We start from the raw sequence: 19,112 nt of genomic DNA, 5'->3' as shown, positions 1-19,112 counted from the left end.
ATATTATAGCACGGCGGGCGGGTTTGTCCCGGGCACGCTTCGGCAGAGTAAACCATCGCCAAATGCCGTTCGGGGTTAGTTCAAGGTGGTCAGCCAATTCCGGAAATCAAGCCGGATGATGTCCGACTATTGGTCAATTTCAGCCGGCCAGCCATTCCGGGATGCTGGGGCTAATGGGGGAAAGTCGCATCAGCATGCAGATATTGCAGGCGCGGACCGCTGCGGACTCGCGGGCCGCCTGGATCGCGGCCATCGCCATCCCATTGATGTTGCTGGCCCCCGCCCTGTGGAATGGTTACCCCCTGCTCCAGTGGGATACCGGCGGCTATCTGGCGCGATGGTACGAAGGCTACCTGGTGCCCAGCCGCTCCACGACGTTCGGTCTCTATCTGCATTTCGGCGAGGATTCGAGCTTCTGGCTCAACCTCGGAATCAACGCGCTGGCGACGTTGTGGATCCTGCAACTGACACTGCGCGTGCTGGGCCAGTCCCAGCCATTGCGGCTGCTGGCCATGAGCCTTGTGCTGGCCCTGACCACCTCGCTGCCCTGGCTCACCAGCACGCTCCTGACCGATATTTTTGCCGGCCTCGCCGTGCTCGCCCTCTTCATCCTGATTACGCAGGGCGAGCGGACTTCAATCCCGGAAAAATGCCTCCTGTTCGGCCTCACCGCTTTCGCCGCGGCGACGCATAGCGCAACGCTCGCGGTGCTGCTCGGGCTGTGCGGCATGGGGTGGATCGCGCGCCCTTTTCTGCGCGGGCGGATTTCCGTTTCCGGGCTGACACAGGGCAGCCTCACCATTGTCGCCGGAGCCGCGCTGTTGCTCGCGACCAATTTTGCACTATCAGGTAAACTGGCGTGGACGCCCGGCGGCTACGGCGTCGCCTTCGGGCGCATGCTGCAAGACGGCATTGTCGCGCAATATTTGCGCGATCATTGTCCGAAGCAGAACTTCAAACTCTGCCCCTATCGCGATCAGCTTCCTGCCACGGCGGACCAGTTCCTGTGGGGCAACAGCATGTTCAACACGCTTGGCCGCTTTCAGGGACTGAACGACGAGATGGGCTTTATCGTGCTGCATTCGCTGGCCGAATATCCGGCCTGGCAGGTCAAGTCGGCGCTGACGGGGACGGCGCAGCAACTGGTGCAGGTCGCCACCGGCGAAGGCATCGGTGTCTGGCTCGGCCACACCTACGGCATCATGGAGCGCTTTCTTCCCGCGCAGGTGAAGCCGATGCGCGCGGCGCAGCAGCAGCGCTGGCATTTCGACTTCACCGCGATCAACCGGATTCATGTCCCCGTCGCATTGGCGTCGATGCTGCTGGCCGTCATCCTGTTCGGCCGCGGCGTACTGCGCCGGCCGTTCGACGATCTCACTTTGCTCGCCGGCACGGTCTCGTTCGCCGTGCTCGGCAATGCCTTCATCTGTGCGGTGATATCGGGCCCGCATGATCGCTACGGCGCACGGATGGCGTGGCTTGCTACCGCGGTGGTGCTGATCGCAGCTATCAGGCACTTCACCAGTGATGCGCGCGAGCGTTCATTGGCGCCGCGACAGGAAGTCGGTGACGCCGACCTTGTAGACCTTGTCGCCGACCGCGCGCATGTGATCGCGGTTCGGAATGTCGAGCACCTCGGCACCCGGAATGATTTTCCCGAGCGCCGCGGCTGAGCCGGCGATTTCGTCCCTGGTGCCGACCGCGATCAGGACCGGCACGCCGATGCCGGCGGCCTCCTCCGTCGTCATCAAGCGGCGCGAACCGCGCAGGCAGGCGGCCAGCGCGCGACGGTCGGAACGGGTCTGATCGGCGAAGGCGCGAAACGTCCGCCCGACCGGATCGGTGACGTCCTCCAGCGACGGCGCTTCCAGCGCGATCGCCACGTTCTCGCCGGGGCCGCCGCCCTCGATCAGTCCGATCCCGATGCCGCCGAGGATCGCCGAGCGCAGCCGCTGCGGCTGCTCGCGCGCCAGGATCGCCGTCATGCGCGACCCCAATGAATAGCCCATGATGTCGGCGCGCGCGATTTGCAGATGATCCAGCAGCGCGATGACGTCGCTCGCCATGATGGCGATTTCGTATTCGGCGGAATCGTAGAGTTTTTCCGACTCGCCATGGCCGCGGTTGTCGAGCGCGATGACGCGGCGGCCGTCCTTTTTCAGATCGGAAACCCAGGTCGGATAAACCCAGTTGACGTTCTTGCTGGAGGCAAAGCCGTGCACGAGAACGATCGGATCGCCCTCGCCCTCGTCGAGATAGGCAATTTCGACAGCGCCGTTGCGAAAACTCGGCATCATCAGTTCCATTTTTTGGGGGGATCAAAACGGGCGAGCTTGCAATGGCTGCAAGTCTAGCCCTGCGCGGCAGCACTCGCCAGAGCCGGGTCGGACGGCGAGCATGCTGCTGCCGCCTGCCTTAACCGGCGCGCTTTCTTGCGACGCAGCCACGCTTCGGTGGCGCGCTCGGTGGTGGCCTTGATCGATGAGAGAAAACCGAACAGCGCCAATAGCGCGCCGAACACCCACATCGTCAGATTGAAGGCGCCGGTCGCCAGCAGCAGCGCGCCGCGGCCGAGCACCTTCAGAATCGCGCGGGTCTGGCTGCCCTTGGATTCGGCAAGCCGTGCCGCGCGGGCGACATCCTTCGGCCCTTGCGCGATGCGCAGCGTGTCGAGTGCGCCGCGGGTGCCGGCCTTTTCGCCGACGCGTCCGACGTCCTTTGCCAGCCGCACCAGCGCACCGGCCTTCTCGGCGCGGAACGCCGCCTTGATCGCGCTGATGGTCTCGCCGGGCCGCAGCACCGAACCCTTCGCGACCGCCTGCTGCAGCACGGGCGCATCGACGACCTCGCGCGCGGAACGGCCGGCCCATTGCGTCAGCCCCTCGCCGATACGTCCAACCTTGCGGGCATCCTTGACCATGGAAAGGCCGGCACGCACCGGGCCAAGACCGCCGACGGATACGTAGGTCGCGGCAGTCACCGCGAGGCCCACTGTCGCCAGGCCCAGCACCAGCCGGTCGACCTCTTCGCCGGTCGCGAGATGCTTGCCCTCGCGCACGACGTCCCTGATGTCGCCGAACACGAAGAGATCGCCGGCGACCGTGCCGGACAAGCTTGCAACGTCGTCGGCATTACCGGTCACGAGACCCGTGGCAAAGCGTTTGGCAAAATGCGATGCAGAACCTGCCTCCGTTACGGCATCGCTGACCCGCTTCGACAATTCATCGCTGACGACAATGCCCCTGTCGCGGGCGAGTTCGACAAAGCTGTTGGCGAGATCGGAATCGCCCTCGGCGAGTGCGGCCTCGATATTCTCGGTGACCAGCGCCTGATTGCTCTGCAGGGCGGAATTGATGTGGATATCGGACAGCGCCGCGGGATCGTCCTGTGCGGCCAGAATGGCGCCAGCCTCGCGGGCGTGCGGCCACAGCGCGGCGCACACCGCCACGCTGAGCACAAGGCATCCCACTGCCCCTGCCAGAGCCGAACCGAGCCGCAATCGCCTCATCCAAAAAAACCTAATGTTTCGTCTTTATCTAGATGGTATGCCGTTTTTAAGACACAACTGCCCCGACGAAAGAAGGGCTTTTCTCCGACGACAAGATTGTGTCGAATTTGCATGAGCAAATGTGCGGCGGGACATCCCGAATCGGCTCTAGGAATCATCGGCACCCCCCACTATGGTGCGCGGCATTTCGAACCAGCCGCGTCGCGTTGATTGCGTGCGCCCGTCGTTGCTATCCAAGGTGAAACCCGATGTCCGACCATGTCGTCCCGCACTTCCATAACGACGCCGGGGTCTCGGTAATCGAGATCGGCTCGCAGGAATTCATGTGCGTGGGCGCCAACCCGCCGTTCGACCATCCGCACGTGTTCCTGGACCTCGGCAACGACAACGAGATCATCTGCCCCTATTGCTCGACGCTGTACCGCTTTGCCGCCGACCTCGGCGCCGGCGAAGCCCGGCCGCCGGAATGCGTCCTGAGGGACAAGGTCGCCTGACCTTTCGGTGGCTGCCGCGCGCACCATCATTGTTGCTGGTGCCGGGATCGGGGGACTGACGGCAGCGCTTTCGCTCGCTGCCAAGGGCTTTCGCGTCATCATCCTGGAGAAGGCGGAACGGCTGGAGGAGGCCGGTGCCGGGCTGCAGCTTTCGCCCAACGCCAGCCGGATCCTGGTCGATCTCGGCCTGCGCTCGCGGCTCGCTGCCCGTGCCGTAACGCCCGAGGCGATCAACATCATGAGTGCCCGCGCGGGCGGGGAGATCGCCCGCCTGCCGCTCGGCGAGGCCGCCAGCCTTCGCGCCGGCGCGCCCTACTGGGTGATGCACCGCGCCGATCTGCAAGCCGCACTGCTGGCTGCGGTCAACGACCATCCGGACATCGACCTCAGGCTCGGCTGCCAGTTCGAAGACGTGACTTCGCACGCCAAGGGGCTGACCGTGGTCCAGCGCCGCGGCAATACGCGGCAACACGAGCTCGCGGCGGCGCTGGTTGGCGCCGACGGCATCTGGTCGGCAGTGCGGAACCATCTGTTCCCGGAGGTGCAACCGCAATTTTCCGGCCTGATCGCCTGGCGAGGAACGCTCGATGCGACGACGCTGCCGCGCGAATATACGTCGGCCCGCGTGCAACTCTGGATGGGGCCGGATGCCCACCTGGTCGCCTACCCGATCTCGGGGGCGCGGCAGATCAACGTCGTCGCGATCGTGCCGGGAACCTGGAACCGGCCGGGCTGGAGCGCGCCGGGCGAAGCCAACGAACTGAAGAGCGCGTTCGCCTCGCAGCGCTGGCCTGCGACGGCGCGGATGCTGATCGGCGCCGTCGACGGCTGGCGGCGATGGGCGCTGTTCACCCTGCCCGATATCGGCGAATGGACCGACGGCGCCATCGCGCTGCTCGGCGATGCCGCGCATGCGATGCTGCCGTTTGCCGCGCAAGGCGCCGGCATGGCGATCGAGGACGCCGCCGTGCTCGCCAAATCCTTGAGCGAAAGCCCGGGCGACAATATCGCGGGTATCCCGGCGGCGCTGAAGCGCTATGGCCGGCAGCGGCGCGGTCGCGTGCTGCGCGTGCAGCGCGCCGCCCGGCAGCAGGGGCGCATCTATCATCTCACCGGACCGCTGGCGCTGGCGCGCGACTTCGCCATCAAGGCGATGGGACCGGAGCGCATGCTGGCGCGGCAGAACTGGATCTATGATTGGCGGGTGTAGCGGAGAGGCTGTAGCCCGCATGAGCGCAGCGACATGCGGGAAACGGCTACCCGTGTAATTCCCGGATGTCGCTTCGCTCATCCGGGCTTGTATGGGGTAGTGGTTGTCAAGGGGATTGATTCATTAGGGCATGGCTTTGCCTTGGCATGTTCGGTGGAGAGCAACGGCTCTTGATGGCTGTTTCGTTCCGATGGATAGCCGCTGCGCCGGACGCGGCACGGTCAAGGCTGGCCGCAGGCCACCGCCGGAGGCGGCGCGTAGCGGCCTTGACGGTGGCAAGGCCGGTGCGAAGCTTTCGGATCGGGACGTTTCGAGGCGCGCGATTGACAGCTTGACGTGATGTCCTGGACTGGGCCGTGACGTCGTATGCGGCCAACACCGCATCAACTTGTATCCGGTCGGGTGTGGTGGCCCGGACCCTGATCTTTCATGCACGGGTGAAGGTAAGGCCCAGAAGAGACGGGACCCATCTACGAAAGCGGAATCCGAAGACCCAAGCCCGGGTTCGGTCACACGTCTGTCCTGGATCACGTCGGCCGTCATTGGCACACCGGCGTTGGTTAGAGACTTGGACGCATCACAGCGCCGCTCGGCACAAGGCCGGTTTCCAGATAGCGCCAGAGCGCCACCATCAGCTTGCGCGCCAGCGCCACGATGGCGATCTTGCGGATGCGACCCTTGAGGTTGCCAACCCGCTCGCGGAACCAGCGGCTCAGCTCGCTGTCGGGCTGATGGCTCAGCCATAGCCAGGCGAGCTCGATGGCGGTCGTTCGCGCTCGGCGATTGCCAGCCTTGCTGATGCCCTGTTGCCTGCGGCTGGCGCCGCTGTCGTAGGGCATGTCGGTCAGTCCGAAGCAACTGCCGACCTGACGCCGGTTCTTGAAGTTGCGGTAGAAGACCTCGTTGGCGAGAAGCTGGGCGATGTGCGGGCCGATCGCCTTGAGTTGGGCAAGCTGAACCGCCTTCGCCTCTACCGAGTCCTTGGCCGGTGCCCGATGCGCGGCCGCATTCGCTGCCTCGAGCGCCTTGATCTGCTTGTGCACCAAGACCAGCCGCTCATGCTCGCGACGGATCTCGTCCTTCAGCCGCGGCGGCAGAGCGCGCCCATCGCCGGTACGCATCTCCTCCAGACCCGACAAGAAGTCCGGCTTCAGGGGCATGACATCGCGGATACCCTGGCCATGCAGCAGCCCCTTGATCCGATTGCTGTGCCCGGTGCGCTCCTCCAGCAGCCGCTCGCGCTCGCGCGTGCGCCGTTTGCGGTCCTCCTCCTCAGGCGTGGGAACCCGAACCATGCTGCAAACCCGCGGTTCGCCACGCAGGTAAGCCAGAAACGAGCGCATCAACTGCGCCAGGTCGATCCGATCGGTCTTGGCACGCCGTGCCCGCCGGTTCACCTCGATGCTCGACGCATCGATCTCGTAATTGAGCACCTCGTTGTCGGCAAGCCAGCGGTGCAGCCAATGACCGTCGAGACCTGCTTCATAGCAAGACAGGATACGAACCGGCTTCCCCGTCTGCGCCGCCTTCGATCGAGCCTTGACCAGCAAACTCGACAACGCCGCCAAGTCGCCACCGTCAATCCGGTAACGGCTCACCTTCTCGGCACCAGGCATCATTATGCCTAGCTGCCATTTCGCCTTGCTCAGTTCGAAAGCAACGTAAACCGTGGCATACTCGCAGCCGGCGGGTGTGTCAGCGTGATCTGTGCACATCGTGGATCCTCTGGGTGAGTGGGGGTCGCAAACTCAACTTACCCCCTGAACACCTGCCACCCATAGGATCTACAAGACAGCTACTAATTTGCGCTAGCCGCTCGTCTTCGCACGGCCCTTCTTGGCGACGGGAGCCGGCGCGATCGATGGCGGGGTCGGCGCCGGCCTGGCTTCCGGTTTCGATTCGTGACACCGGTTCTTCTGCCAGGCCTCCTCGGCCAGCTTCGACTGTCCGCGTACAGCGATGTAGTCGTTGCGGTAGGCCACCTCCGCCACCACCGAACCGCCGACGCCGGTTTCCGCCTTCGTCATCAGCCGCTGCAATTCGTCGGTGCGATTGGCAAGGCTCTTGCGCTCCGGCTCGAGCTGCTTGCAATCGTAGAGATCGTATCTGGCGGGATCGACGAAGGCCGGCGAAATGGTATCGCTCATGCTGGCGCAGCCGGACAGGGCGACGCTCAGCGCAACCAGCGCCAGCGCGGCGGGGCTGCGCGAGAATAACCGGCGATGGGACAACGAGTTGGACATCAGACCTTCGTTAGATGGATTATGTTGAGATCGCCTAAAGCTCGCCGCAAGTAAACACCCCAAGTGTCCGCATTGAGGCTTTGCTTTGGCGCGCGCGCTCACTTAAAGGTGGGGAGCGTTCGGGCTGGAGATTATCCCAATTTCACTTCTCCGGAAAACGCGCTAAGTATCTGATCTCCTGAGACTAAGCGGACGTGGCGGAACTGGTAGACGCAAGGGACTTAAAATCCCTCGATGGCAACGTCGTGTGGGTTCGAGTCCCACCGCCCGCACCACGCTTCGCCCTGACGGGCTACGCGTGGCGCAGCCACGCTGAGGCCGGCAGGGCGAAGCGTATCCGGCGAAGCTTGAGCACAGCGAAAGCGAAGACGGACTGTTGGACGGCCGCGAGCTACGGCTAGGCAAGCCGCGCCCTGCGAGGCATAGCTTGAGCGGGTGGCCGGGAACGGACTTGGGAGCCTGGGGACTACATTGCCGCAAATCGGTCTTTTCGAAATGCGCCGGCTGGAGATGCTGAGCAACACCATCTTCGGCGTTGCCATGACGCTGCTCGCCTATGATCTGCCGAAGGCCAGCAGTTTCAAGGAAGCGCCGACCTGGATGGGTCTGATCCACGTCTACGCGCACCCCGTCATCGCGCTGACGATCAGTTTCATCGTCGCCGGGCTATTCTGGTTCAGCCATCACCGGCGGCTTGCCGTGGCGCCGGAAGGCGGGCGCGGCGTGGTGTTTCTCAATCTGTTTTTTCTGCTCTCGATCATCATCCTGCCGGTGACGAACGGTCTCTATGGCGTCTATCGGATCGATGGCGTGATCGCGGTGCTCTATGGATTCCACCTGACCGTGATCGCCGCGCTGAACGCGCTGTTGTGGGTCCTGGCGCTGCGGGGCCAGAGCAATCCGCCGTTGCTGGCGACGGCGCTGCTTCCGCTGGGCGTTTTCGTGCTCGGCACGGCCGTGGCTTTCGTCGCGCCGAGAATCTCACAGTTCATCTGGTGCCTGGCATTCCTTGCGCCTCTCGCAGGCTGGCTCGCCGCGCGTCGCGAGGGCTAGCGCGAGACCTTTGCCTCGTTCACCTTCAGCAGCCGGCTCGCCTCCTCCGCAATCATCCGCTCCATCTTCTCCTGAAATTCCTTTCGCGGCAGGCCCGGCGCAATCGGCGGCAGGAACGAGAGCGTGATAATGCCGGAGTGCATCATCAGGGTCTTCTTGCCCCAGAACAGCCCCGAATTGCACGCCGCCGGCACCACGGAGACTTCGAGATTGGTATAGAGCGCGGAGATGCCGGCGGACTGAAACACCACGGGCTCGTCGATCGCCTGCCGCGTCCCCTGCGGAAACAGCAGCACCTTGCGGCCCTCGCCGACTGCTCTTCTCGCTTCATCGACCATCTGGCGCAGCGCGTGCCGGCCCGCCGAGCGATCGACCAGGATCATCGGATAGCGCTCGAGAAACCATCCCACCATCGGCAGCTTTCTCAGCTCCTTCTTGGCGACGATGCTGGCGTCGGGGAAGATCACGCAGAGCGCTGCGGTCTCCCACAGCGACTGGTGATTGCAGGCAATGATGCAGGGGCCGTCAGGAACGTGCTCACGACCCTCGACGCGATAGTCGAGCCCGATCACGTACTTCATCAGGAACATGATGCCGTTGGCCCATACCTGGGAGACCGCACGCACGGTCGCACTGCTCGCGTTGAACAGCGCCATGAACGGCACCGTCGATGCAACGACGACCGTCAGGATCACCACGGCGGTATCGAATAGTATGGACCTCAGATAGTGCAAACGTTCCGTCCTCTCGGGCCTATGGTGCGGCTTCCCATACAGCACTTTTCCCGGGTTGCACAATTCCGCCCGCCCGGCTGAAATAGGCCCACCATGGATCGGCCCGATTATCCGTCCAGGATCGCCGCATGCCCGACAGCGAAAAGATCGCCATCGCGCCACATCTCGTCTTCGATGCCATCACGGCCGGCCCGCCCGGCGCGCCGCTGGTGCTGTTGCTGCATGGCTTTGCGGAATCGATGCATTGCTGGCGCGCGCAGGTCACGGCGCTCGGCGACATGGGTTATCGCGCCATCGCGCCGAGCCAGCGCGGCTATTCGCCGGGCGCCCGCCCCGATCCGCGCGAATTTTCGCATTACCTGATCGACCGACTGATGGACGATGCGTTGGCGATCGCGGCGGCCGCGGGCTATGGCGAAGCGCGTTTTCATCTCGCCGGCCACGATTGGGGCGGCAGCATCGCCTGGGGCATCGCTGATCGCCACCACGAACGGCTGGCCTCGCTCACCATTCTCTCCCGTCGCATCCGAATGCGTTCAATCGCGCGCTCGAAACCGACGGAGAGCAGGCGCAGCGCTCAAAACATCACAAGGCGTTTCTGGAACCTGACGCCGCCGATATCGTGCTCGCAGACGACGCCAGATGGCTGCGCGAGCGTCTCGCCGCCAACGGCGTTCCCACCGAGGCGATCGAGCGGCATCTTGCCGTGCTCGGCAACAAGGACGCCATGGAAGGGGCGCTGGCCTGGTATCGTGCGCGCGGCGCAATCCGCGGGCCGCTCGGCCCGATCCGCGTGCCGACGCTTTATATCTGGGGCGACGTCGACGACACCGTCGGCCGCGCCGCCGCCGAAGGCACCGTAGATTTCATCGCCGCGCCCTATCGCTTCGAGGTGCTGCCCGGCGTCGGCCACTTTGCGGCGGATCAGGCGCCGGAACGTGTATGCGAATTAATGCTGGAACATCTCGCGGCGCACCCTGCGTGAGGAACGCAACGCCCGCAAGAATGTTGTCGTGCACAAAAAGGAGCACGACAAATTGGCCAACGAACAACCCTTGGACAAACCCGCCGCAACCGACCGCAAGCCGGCCCGGAACCAGGCACGTCAGCCACAACAGCCGCAGGTTCGCTCGCCGCTGTTGAACGACGGCCCGGAACTGGAGCGCGACAGCCACTGCTGACGCAGACTGCAAAAAAGAAGCGCGACGGAGGACGAAACCTCCGTCGCGCTTTTTGTTGTCCGATTGAAGCTGGTGCGCCCTACTCGCTCTTGTCGATGTTCCAGAACACCGGCGTTGCCGGGCCGTCGACGATGCCGGTGAGCGATTTGCGCCAGCCGCTCGGGATCAAATACTGGCCAAGCGGGATGTAGATCACCTGTTCATAGGCCTGCTTCTGGATGTCGGCAGCGATCTTCTTCTGCTCGTCCAATGAGCCGGAGCGCGCAAACTTGTCGCGGAGCTCTTCGATCTTGGCGTCTTCAGCCCAGCCGAACCAGCCGCCGTTCTTGCCGCGACCGCCGACTGAAGCGTTGGCGACCGGATTGGAAACGTCGGCGGCAACCCAGTTGGTGAAGAACATGTTCCAGCCGCCTTCCTTCGGCGGCTTCTGGCTGGCGCGGCGCGTCACGACGGTCTGCCAGTCGGTGGCCTGCACGTCGACCTTGAAGCCGGCTTCGCGGAGCAATTGCGCCGCGACGATCGGCTGCGCCTTCAGCGTCACGACGTCACCGGGCGCCATGACCACGACCGGCGTGCCGTCATAGCCGGACTCGGCGAGCAGCTTCTTCGCCTCCGCCATGGCATTGCCCTTCACCAAACTCTCGGCGCCGACATCGCTCTCCAGCGGAGTGTCGCACACGAAGATCGCGCCGCAGATCTTTTGATATTTGGCATTGCCAACCAGCGCATCAAGCACGTCCTTCTGCTTCATGGCCAGGAAGGCGGCGCGGCGAACCTTGACGTTGTCGAAGGGTGGATAGAGGAAGTTCATCCGTCCCAGCGTCTGGAAACCGAACTTGTTGAGGACGTCGACCTTGATATCCTTGTTCGCCTCCAGCACCGGCAGCAGATCGAACGGCAGGTTCTCCATGAAGTCGATATCGCCCGACTGCAGCGCGTTCACCGCGGTCTGCGCGTCCGGCATCGTGATCCATTCGACGCGATCGACCTTCACCACCTTGCCGCCGGAGGTCCAGCTCGGCGCTTCCTTGCGCGGCACGTAGTCCGGGTTCTTTTCATAAACGGCCTTCACGCCCGGCTGGAATTCCGCCTGCACGAACTTGAACGGACCGGAGCCGACCTGTTCCTTGATCTGCTGGCCGGCAGGGGTTTCCGCGAGCCGCTTCGGCATCATGAACGGGGTGTAGGACGACGGCTTGCCGATCGATTCCAGCACCAGGCCGTAGGGCTCCTTCAGTTTCAGCGCAAAGCTCTTGGCGTCGATCGGCTCCAGGCTGGCGACGAAATCCATCAGCTTCTGGCCCATCGTGTCGTTGCGGCCCCAGCGCTTCAGCGAGGCGACGCAATCTTCCGCCGTAACCGGCTGGCCGTCATGCCACTTCAGGCCATCACGCAATGTGAATGTGTAGGTCAGTTTGTCGTCACTGACTTTCCAATCGGCCATCTGCGGCTGGATCTTGAAATTGGAATCCGTTGCCAGCAGCGTGTCGTAGACCATGTATCCATGATCGCGGGTGATGTAGGCGGTCGTGAAACCGGGATCGATGACGCGCAGGTCGGAATGCATCACGGCGGTGATGGTCTTCTTGCCGGCGGCCATGGCCTGCGAACTGAGGGCAAGCGATGTCACCGCTACCGACAGCGCAAGCGCCGACAATGCGGACGCTATCGTGGGACGTTTCCAACGCATGATGGGGAACATTCGATCTCTCCTGACGTGAAACTGGTCAAAGTCCGCTGATTCATTATGCATGCGGTTCGTTATTTGGGCGAACTAACACGCTGTAAATCCTGACTATTTGAAGACTTGCATCAAGCGCGCGGCGCGTCAATCGGCTTTGAGGCGGCCACCACCCTGCGGATACCGCGGACGCGCGCTCATGTTTCACTTTACAAATCCGCGCGAGATCATTCTCGTAGGTGGCGAGACCGGTGCCCGACTAGTCGAAACCCAAGATCAAGAAAACCAAGAGAAGTCCATGAACCCAGCCAATCTTCCCTTTGATTCCGAGGCCATGCTGCAGGGGCTGCGTAGCTGGGTGGAATGCGAAAGCCCGACCTGGGACAAGAGCGCCGTCGAGCGCATGCTCGACCTCGCCGCGCGCGACATGGCGATCATGGGTGCGACCATCGAGCGCATCGCCGGCCGCCAGGGTTTTGCCGGTTGCGTCCGCGCCCGCTTTCCCCACCCCAAACAAGGCGAGCCCGGCATCCTGATCGCCGGACACATGGATACCGTCCATCCCGTCGGCACCATCGAGAAACTGAAGTGGCGGCGCGAGGGCGGCAAGTGCTTCGGCCCCGGCATTTTCGACATGAAGGGCGGCAATTACCTCTCGCTGGAAGCGATCCGGCAACTGGCCCGCGCCGCGTTCACGACGCCCCTGCCGATCACCGTGCTGTTCACGCCGGATGAAGAGGTCGGCACCCCCTCGACCCGCGACATCATCGAGGCGGAGGCGGCGCGCAACAAATATGTGCTGGTGCCGGAGCCCGGACGCCCCAACAACGGCGTCGTCACCGGCCGCTATGCGATTGCGCGCTTCAATCTCGAAGCTGTCGGCAAGCCGAGCCATGCCGGAGCCACGCTCTCTTCCGGCCGCTCCGCGATCCGCGAAATGGCACGCCAGATTATAGCGATCGACGGCATGACGACCGAAGATTGCACATTCTCGGTCGGCATCGTGCATGGCGGTCAATGGGTCAATTGCGTCGCCACCACCTGCACCGGCGAGGCGCTGAGCATGGCCAAGCGTCAGGCCGATCTCGACCGCGGCGTCGAACGCATGCTGGCGCTATCTGGCACCAGCAATGACGTGAACTTCACGGTGACGCGCGGCGTCACCCGCCCGGTGTGGGAACCCGATGCCGGCACCATGGCGCTGTATGAAAAGGCCCGCGGGATTGCCGCGCAGCTTGGCCTCGAACTGCCCCATGGCAGCGCCGGCGGCGGTTCTGACGGCAATTTCACCGGTGCTATGGGTGTCCCGACGCTGGATGGCCTCGGCGTCCGCGGCGCCGACGCCCATACGCTCAACGAACATATTGAAGTGGATAGTTTGGCTGAGCGCGGCCGCCTGATGGCGGGGCTGCTGGCGACGCTGGAGTGAGGGCTACGTTCTCACCGCCGTCATTGCGAGCTGAAGCCCGCTCCTTTGCGACATGACATTCGCTTAGCTGCATCGCAAAAAACGCAGGCGCAATGGCACGGGACTTGCTGAAATGCTACGTTGGTGGCGCGGAAACCAGCTCCAAGGCCGGCGCTGCCCAATTCACCCACAACTGACGGATCAAGATGCTCGGATATCTGCTTCGCCGCATTCTCGCCGCCATTCCCGTGATGGGCGTGGTCGCGCTGTTTGTGTTTCTCCTGCTGCGGCTGACGCCGGGCGATCCCGCCGCGATTTTGGCCGGCGACAACGCGACGCCTGAACAGCTCGAGCGCATCCGCACGTCGCTCGGCCTCAACGAGCCGCTTTACACCCAGTTCTTCACCTGGATCGGCAAGCTGCTGCAGGGTGACCTCGGCATGTCGCTGATATCAAACGTGCCGGTGCTGACGATGATCAGCCGGCGTGTCGAGCCATCGATCTCGATCGCACTCTGCACCATCATCCTGGCTGTCATTGTCGCCGTGCCGCTGGGCGTGATCGCGGCGTGGAAGCACGGCACGTGGATCGACCGTTTCGTGATGGGCCTGTCGGTCATCGGCTTCTCGGTGCCGGTGTTCGTGATCGGCTACGTCCTGATCCAGATCTTTGCAATCGAGCTGCGCTGGGTCCCGGTGCAGGGTTTCCGCAGCATCACGGCAGGCTTCGGCCCGTTCTTCGAGCGCATCATCCTGCCGACCTGCACGCTCTCCTTCATCTATGTCGCGCTGATCGCGCGCATGACGCGGGCGGCGATGCTCGATGTGCTGGGTGAGGATTACGTCCGCACCGCTCGGGCGAAAGGCATCAGCGAGACCGGCGTTCTGCTGCGCCATGCGCTGCGCAATGCTGCCGTGCCCGTCATCACGGTGATCGGAACGGGTTTTGCGCTGCTTATTTCCGGCGTCGTCGTTACCGAGAGCGTGTTCAACGTGCCCGGCATCGGCCGCCTCACCGTCGATGCGGTGCTGGCGCGCGACTATCCGGTGATTCAGGCGATGATCCTTTTGACGTCCGGCATCTATGTCGCCGTCAATCTCTTGATCGATCTCGCCTACACCCTTCTTGATCCCAGAATTCGTTACTGAGGTTCGGCACGATGGCGATCGAAACCCTTCCCGAACCGTCAATCCCGGTCACCACGCCGTTCCGGCCGAAACTGGGATTCCTCACAGCGACCCCGATCATCGCGGTCGCGACCATCTGCCTCGGGCTGATCATCCTGATGGCGATCCTCGCACCCCTGCTCGCGCCGCACGATCCGCAATTGCTGACGCCGGCGCAACGGCTGAAACCGGCCAGCGCGCAATTTCTGCTCGGCACTGATGCCTTTGGCCGCGACGTGCTGTCGCGCATCATCTATGGCGCGCGGATTTCGCTGCTGATCGGTCTTGGCGCCGCGGTCTTCTCGATCGGCATCGGCCTTCTGATCGGGCTCGTCTCCGGCTTCTTCCGCTGGGTCGACGCCGTGATGATGCGGGTGATGGACGGCCTGATGGCGATCCCGTCCATCCTGCTCGCGATCGCCGTGGTCTCGCTGTCGGGCGCCAGCCTGACGACGGTGCTGGTCGCGATCACCATTCCCGAAATTCCCCGCGTGGCGCGGCTGGTGCGCTCGGTCGTGCTGTCCGCGCGCGAGGAACCTTACGTGGAGGCCGCGATCTCGGTCGGTACCAGCCTGCCCAAGATCATGTGGCGGCATTTGATGCCGAACACGGTGGCGCCGCTGATCGTGCAAGGCACGTATGTCTGCGCTTCCGCTATCCTCACCGAGGCGATCCTGTCGTTCCTCGGCGCCGGCATCAGCCCGGAAACGCCGACCTGGGGCAACATCATGGCCGAGGGCCGCGCCTACTTCCAGGTCAAGCCATCGCTGATCTTCTGGCCCGGCCTGTTGCTGTCGATTGCCATCCTGAGCATCAACCTGATCGGCGACGCCGCCCGCGATGCGCTCGATCCGCGCATGAAGCAGCGGGAGGCCGGAAAGTGACGCCTTCAATGCAATTGAAGCCGTCACTCCGGGGCGCGAAGCGAACCCGGAATCTCGTCATTCCGGGTCTGGTGCTATCGCACCATCCCGGAATGACGCCCCACCAATCTCGTTGCTTCGCTCCTCGCAATGACAGTCGAAAAACCTGAAATGAAAAACATCGTTCTCGATATCGACAATCTCGTCGTCGGCCTCGGCAAGAACCCGTCCGGCCAGCGCATCATCGACGGCGTCTCCCTACAGGTCCGCGAAGGCGAGACGCTGTGCGTGGTCGGCGAAAGCGGCTCCGGCAAGTCCGTGACCTCGCTGACCGTGATGGGGCTCCTGCAAAAGGGCGCGCTGGTGCCCTCCAGCGGCAGCGTCAAACTGGTCGGCGAGGAATTGCTCACCGCCACCGACAAGCGCTTGCGGCAATTGCGCGCCACACGAATGGCGATGATCTTTCAGGAGCCGATGACGGCGCTCAATCCGGTGGTGCCGGTCGGCCGCCAGATCGACGAAGTCCTGCGTGCCCACACCGATCTCGATGCCCGCGCCCGCCGCCAGAAAATCCTGGCAATGATGGAGCATGTCCGGCTGCCCGACGTCGAGCGCATCTTTGCCTCCTACCCGCACCGGCTGTCCGGCGGACAGCGCCAGCGCATCATGATCGCGATGGCGCTGGTGCTCGAACCGAAGCTCCTGATCGCGGACGAGCCGACCACCGCGCTCGACGTCACCACGCAGAAGCAGATCCTCACCTTGATCCGCGACCTGCAGCGCGATCACGGCACCGCGGTCCTCTTCATCACCCATGACATGGGCGTGGTCGCCGAGATTGCCGACCGCGTCGCGGTGATGCGCCACGGACGGCTGGTCGAGACCGGCACGCTCGACGGCATCCTGCGCACGCCGGCGATGGAATACACCCGCAACCTGCTCTCCTCGGTGCCGAGCCTGGTGCCGCGGGCGCCGCGCGCGGAAACCGACGAGCCGATCGTGCTGGAAGCCAACGAGCTCGGCAAAGTCTACCGCGAGCGCTCCTTCTTCGGCAAAGCCCGCGAAGTCGCCGCCGCCAAGGACGTCACCCTCACGCTGCGCAAGGGCCGTACGCTCGGCATCGTCGGTGAGAGCGGCTCCGGTAAGTCGACGGTGGCGCGCTGCATCGTCCGCCTGATCGATCCGACGTCAGGCGGCGTTCGCCTGGCGGGGCGCGAAATCTCCGACCTGTCGCGGCGCCTCCTGCAGCCGCACCGCAAGAAGATCCAGATCATCTTCCAGGACCCCTATCGCTCGCTTAATCCGCGCATCACCGTCGGCGAGACCATCGCGGAAGGCCCGATCAATTACGGCATGCCCCGCGCCGAAGCGCTGGCGAAGGCGCGCGAGCTGCTCGAGCTGGTTGGCCTGCCGGCGGATGCGGTCTCGCGCTATCCGCATCAATTCTCCGGCGGCCAACGCCAGCGCATCGCGATCGCGCGTGCGCTCGCGCTCGATCCCGACGTTCTGGTCGCAGATGAAGCGGTTTCCGCCCTCGACGTCTCGGTGCAGGCGCAGGTGCTCGAGCTGCTCGACGAAATCCAGAAGCGGCTGGGCATCGCGCTTCTGTTCATCACCCACGATCTTCGTGTTGCAGCGCAGATCTGCGACGACGTCGCGGTGATGCAACATGGCCGGATTGTGGAACAGGGACCGGCGGCAGAGGTGCTGACCCATCCGCAACAGGCCTATACCAAGGCGCTTCTCGATGCCGCGCCGGGCCGCGGCTGGGATTTTGCCAATTTCCGGCCGGTGGAAGTGGCGGCGGAGTAGCGCGTCAACGTCATTCCGGGGCGATGCGCAGCATCGAGCCCGGAATCTCGAGATTCCGGGTCTGGTCCTTCGGACCATCCCGGAATGACGAGCTCTCAAATTTGCTGCCTTGCTTCGCGGCGCTATTCCGTACCACGCGGCATGCAAAACGGAATTGCTCCCCGGCTTGCGCTTGCCACGATCTCCCGCTTAACGTCCTCCCAAACCAAGAACACCGGCTGAGATAAAATGACCCGCATCGCCGTCGGCGGCTTCCTGCACGAGACCAACACCTTCGCGCCGACCAAGGCGACCTATGCCGATTTCGTTCATGGCGGCGGCTGGCCATCGATGGCGCGTGGGCCCGATGTGCTGAAGGTCATGCGCAAGATCAATGTCGGCCTCGCCGGCTTCATCGAGACGGCTGAGGCTAATGGCTGGGAACTGGTCCCTACCATCTCCGCCGCCGCGAGCCCATCGGCACATGTCACAACCGATGCCTTCGAACGCGTCATGAAGGAGATGGTCGACGGCATCGCCAATGCCGGCCCGCTCGACGCCGTCTATCTCGACCTGCACGGCGCCATGGTGACCGAGCAGCACGACGACGGCGAAGGCGAGATCCTCGCCCGCGTGCGCAAGGTGATAGGCCCGGATCTGCCGCTGGTCGTGAGCCTCGATCTCCACGCCAACGTCTCGCCCAAGATGATGGAGCATGCCGACGCGCTGATTGCCTACCGCACCTACCCCCATGTCGACATGGCCAACACCGGCCGCGCCTGTGCCAGACACCTCGCGCTGTTGCTGAAGACGAAGCATCGCTTTGCAAAAGCGTTCCGGCAACTGCCGTTCCTGATCGCAATTTCCTGGCAATGCACCAACGACCAGCCGACCAAGGGCATCTATGAAAAGCTCGCGGCGCTCGAAAGTGACGCGGTGCCGACGCTGTCTTTTGCGCCGGGCTTTCCGGCAGCGGATTTTCCTCATTGCGGTCCGAGCGTGTTCGCCTATGGCAGAACACAGGCCGATGCCGATGCCGCGGCCGACAGAATCGTCGCGCTGGTCGAGAGCCACGAGAACGATTTCGACGGTCGTATCTATTCGCCCGATGACGGCGTGCGCCTCGCGATGGAGCTTTCGAAATCGGCGACCAGGCCGATCATCATCGCCGACACCCAGGACAATCCCGGCGCCGGCGGTGATTCCGACACTACCGGCATGCTGCGTGCGCTGGTGCGCAACAAGGCGTCGGGCGCCACCGGCGTGATCTACGATCCGGAGTCGGCCAAGGCGGCGCACGCAGCCGGCGTCGGCGCCACGGTCACACTTGATCTCGGCGGCAAGTCCGGCATACCGGGCGATGCGCCCTACAAGGAAACCTTCATCGTCGAGAAACTGTCGGACGGACAGTTCGTGGCGTCCGGCCCCTATTACGGCGGCCGCGACATGGACATGGGCCCGTCGGCCTGCCTGCGCATCGGCGATGTTCGTATCGTCGTGGGCTCCTACAAGGCGCAGCTCGCCGACCAATCAATGTACCGCTATGTCGGCATCGAGCCGACCGAACAGAAAATCCTGGTCAACAAGAGCTCGGTGCATTTCCGCGCCGACTTCGAGCCGATCGCCGAAAAGCTGCTGATCTGCGCGGCTCCCGGCGCAATGCCGGCCGATACCGCGACGCTGCCCTGGACGCGCCTGCGTCCGGGCATCCGCATCAAGCCGAACGGCCCCGCCTTCACTCCATCCGCCCAACCCAAATCTTCAGTCACGGGATAACAGA

Annotated in this window: 16 protein-coding genes, 1 tRNA gene and 2 pseudogenes; 13 read left to right on the top strand and 6 right to left on the bottom strand. The window is 63.8% G+C overall.

Going from position 1 to position 19,112, the window contains the following annotated elements; all coding sequences use genetic code 11:
• Positions 1 to 194: 194 nt before the first annotated feature.
• Positions 195 to 1,529 (top strand): annotated as a pseudogene (locus LMTR21_RS16170) (hypothetical protein); the annotation flags it as partial.
• 12 nt (positions 1,530 to 1,541) lie between these two features.
• On the opposite strand, the gene LMTR21_RS16165 reads toward LMTR21_RS16170, so the two are convergent.
• The gene (locus LMTR21_RS16165; protein WP_084030965.1) at positions 1,542 to 2,294 is read right to left on the bottom strand and encodes an alpha/beta fold hydrolase; all 753 of its coding nucleotides are present in this window, start codon (positions 2,292 to 2,294) and stop codon (positions 1,542 to 1,544) included.
• Positions 2,295 to 2,350: 56 nt separating this feature from the next.
• Entirely contained in the window at positions 2,351 to 3,508 is a 1,158-nt protein-coding gene (locus LMTR21_RS16160; protein WP_065756084.1) for a hypothetical protein, read from the bottom strand.
• Between the two features lie 248 nt (positions 3,509 to 3,756).
• Between LMTR21_RS16160 and LMTR21_RS16155 the strand changes: the two genes are divergently transcribed.
• Together LMTR21_RS16155 and LMTR21_RS16150 are read left to right on the top strand one after the other, a co-directional pair.
• Positions 3,757 to 4,002 carry a zinc-finger domain-containing protein gene (locus LMTR21_RS16155; RefSeq protein ID WP_057860210.1) on the top strand — a complete coding sequence of 82 codons (246 nt, stop codon included), beginning with the start codon at positions 3,757 to 3,759 and terminating at the stop codon, positions 4,000 to 4,002.
• A 7-nt stretch (positions 4,003 to 4,009) separates the two neighbouring features.
• Positions 4,010 to 5,212: an FAD-dependent monooxygenase gene (locus LMTR21_RS16150; protein WP_065756083.1), complete on the top strand. Its 1,203-nt coding sequence runs from the start codon at positions 4,010 to 4,012 to the stop codon at positions 5,210 to 5,212.
• 560 nt (positions 5,213 to 5,772) lie between these two features.
• Here the strand turns inward: LMTR21_RS16150 and LMTR21_RS16145 are convergent.
• Both LMTR21_RS16145 and LMTR21_RS16140 read right to left on the bottom strand, forming a co-directional pair.
• The gene (locus tag LMTR21_RS16145) at positions 5,773 to 6,927 is read right to left on the bottom strand and encodes an IS110 family RNA-guided transposase (RefSeq protein ID WP_065750576.1); all 1,155 of its coding nucleotides are present in this window, start codon (positions 6,925 to 6,927) and stop codon (positions 5,773 to 5,775) included.
• Positions 6,928 to 7,020: 93 nt separating this feature from the next.
• Positions 7,021 to 7,455, bottom strand: coding sequence for a twin-arginine translocation pathway signal (locus tag LMTR21_RS16140; RefSeq protein WP_065756074.1), 435 nt, complete (start codon positions 7,453 to 7,455; stop codon positions 7,021 to 7,023).
• A 188-nt stretch (positions 7,456 to 7,643) separates the two neighbouring features.
• Here LMTR21_RS16140 and LMTR21_RS16135 point away from each other — a divergent pair.
• Both LMTR21_RS16135 and LMTR21_RS16130 read left to right on the top strand, forming a co-directional pair.
• A tRNA-Leu gene (locus LMTR21_RS16135) sits at positions 7,644 to 7,730 on the top strand.
• A gap of 220 nt (positions 7,731 to 7,950) precedes the next feature.
• Positions 7,951 to 8,508, top strand: a complete 558-nt coding sequence (locus tag LMTR21_RS16130; protein WP_065756073.1) for a TMEM175 family protein — start codon at positions 7,951 to 7,953, stop codon at positions 8,506 to 8,508.
• Here the strand turns inward: LMTR21_RS16130 and LMTR21_RS16125 are convergent.
• Complete coding sequence (locus LMTR21_RS16125; RefSeq protein ID WP_065756072.1) at positions 8,505 to 9,242, bottom strand: lysophospholipid acyltransferase family protein; 738 nt, start codon at positions 9,240 to 9,242, stop codon at positions 8,505 to 8,507. The two genes, LMTR21_RS16130 and LMTR21_RS16125, sit on opposite strands and share 4 nt — an antisense overlap.
• A 128-nt stretch (positions 9,243 to 9,370) precedes the next feature.
• On the opposite strand from LMTR21_RS16125, the pseudogene LMTR21_RS41825 reads away from it, so the two are divergent.
• The 3 genes and pseudogenes from LMTR21_RS41825 to LMTR21_RS40020 form a co-directional block, all read left to right on the top strand.
• Positions 9,371 to 9,793, top strand: a pseudogene (locus tag LMTR21_RS41825) (alpha/beta fold hydrolase); the annotation flags it as partial.
• Between the two features lie 71 nt (positions 9,794 to 9,864).
• A complete protein-coding gene (locus tag LMTR21_RS41455; RefSeq protein WP_283813556.1) occupies positions 9,865 to 10,227 on the top strand; it encodes an alpha/beta fold hydrolase in 363 nt (120 codons plus the stop codon).
• Positions 10,228 to 10,279: 52 nt separating this feature from the next.
• Complete coding sequence (locus LMTR21_RS40020) at positions 10,280 to 10,423, top strand: hypothetical protein (RefSeq protein ID WP_187399356.1); 144 nt, start codon at positions 10,280 to 10,282, stop codon at positions 10,421 to 10,423.
• A 79-nt stretch (positions 10,424 to 10,502) separates the two neighbouring features.
• Here the strand turns inward: LMTR21_RS40020 and LMTR21_RS16110 are convergent, their stop codons facing one another.
• Positions 10,503 to 12,125 (bottom strand): ABC transporter substrate-binding protein, encoded by a 1,623-nt coding sequence (locus tag LMTR21_RS16110; RefSeq protein WP_065756071.1) that lies wholly within the window; start codon positions 12,123 to 12,125, stop codon positions 10,503 to 10,505.
• 277 nt (positions 12,126 to 12,402) lie between these two features.
• On the opposite strand from LMTR21_RS16110, the gene LMTR21_RS16105 reads away from it, so the two are divergent.
• The 5 genes from LMTR21_RS16105 to LMTR21_RS16080 all read left to right on the top strand — a co-directional run bounded on the left by LMTR21_RS16105 (position 12,403) and on the right by LMTR21_RS16080 (position 19,108).
• Positions 12,403 to 13,533 carry a M20/M25/M40 family metallo-hydrolase gene (locus tag LMTR21_RS16105; protein ID WP_065756070.1) on the top strand — a complete coding sequence of 377 codons (1,131 nt, stop codon included), beginning with the start codon at positions 12,403 to 12,405 and terminating at the stop codon, positions 13,531 to 13,533.
• Between the two features lie 185 nt (positions 13,534 to 13,718).
• The gene (locus LMTR21_RS16100; RefSeq protein ID WP_065756069.1) at positions 13,719 to 14,660 is read left to right on the top strand and encodes an ABC transporter permease; all 942 of its coding nucleotides are present in this window, start codon (positions 13,719 to 13,721) and stop codon (positions 14,658 to 14,660) included.
• Between the two features lie 11 nt (positions 14,661 to 14,671).
• Positions 14,672 to 15,562 (top strand): ABC transporter permease, encoded by an 891-nt coding sequence (locus LMTR21_RS16095; RefSeq protein WP_065756068.1) that lies wholly within the window; start codon positions 14,672 to 14,674, stop codon positions 15,560 to 15,562.
• Between the two features lie 150 nt (positions 15,563 to 15,712).
• Positions 15,713 to 17,353, top strand: a complete 1,641-nt coding sequence (locus LMTR21_RS16090; protein WP_065756067.1) for an ABC transporter ATP-binding protein — start codon at positions 15,713 to 15,715, stop codon at positions 17,351 to 17,353.
• A gap of 228 nt (positions 17,354 to 17,581) precedes the next feature.
• On the top strand, positions 17,582 to 19,108 hold the full coding sequence (locus LMTR21_RS16080) for a M81 family metallopeptidase (RefSeq protein WP_065756066.1): 1,527 nt from the start codon (positions 17,582 to 17,584) through the stop codon (positions 19,106 to 19,108).
• Positions 19,109 to 19,112 lie beyond the last annotated feature (4 nt).

The organism is Bradyrhizobium paxllaeri (genome assembly GCF_001693515.2).
In the GTDB taxonomy this organism is placed as follows: domain Bacteria; phylum Pseudomonadota; class Alphaproteobacteria; order Rhizobiales; family Xanthobacteraceae; genus Bradyrhizobium; species Bradyrhizobium paxllaeri.
The sequence above is the reverse complement of the archived record's forward strand: the minus strand, read 5'-3'. Positions and strand labels throughout refer to the sequence as shown.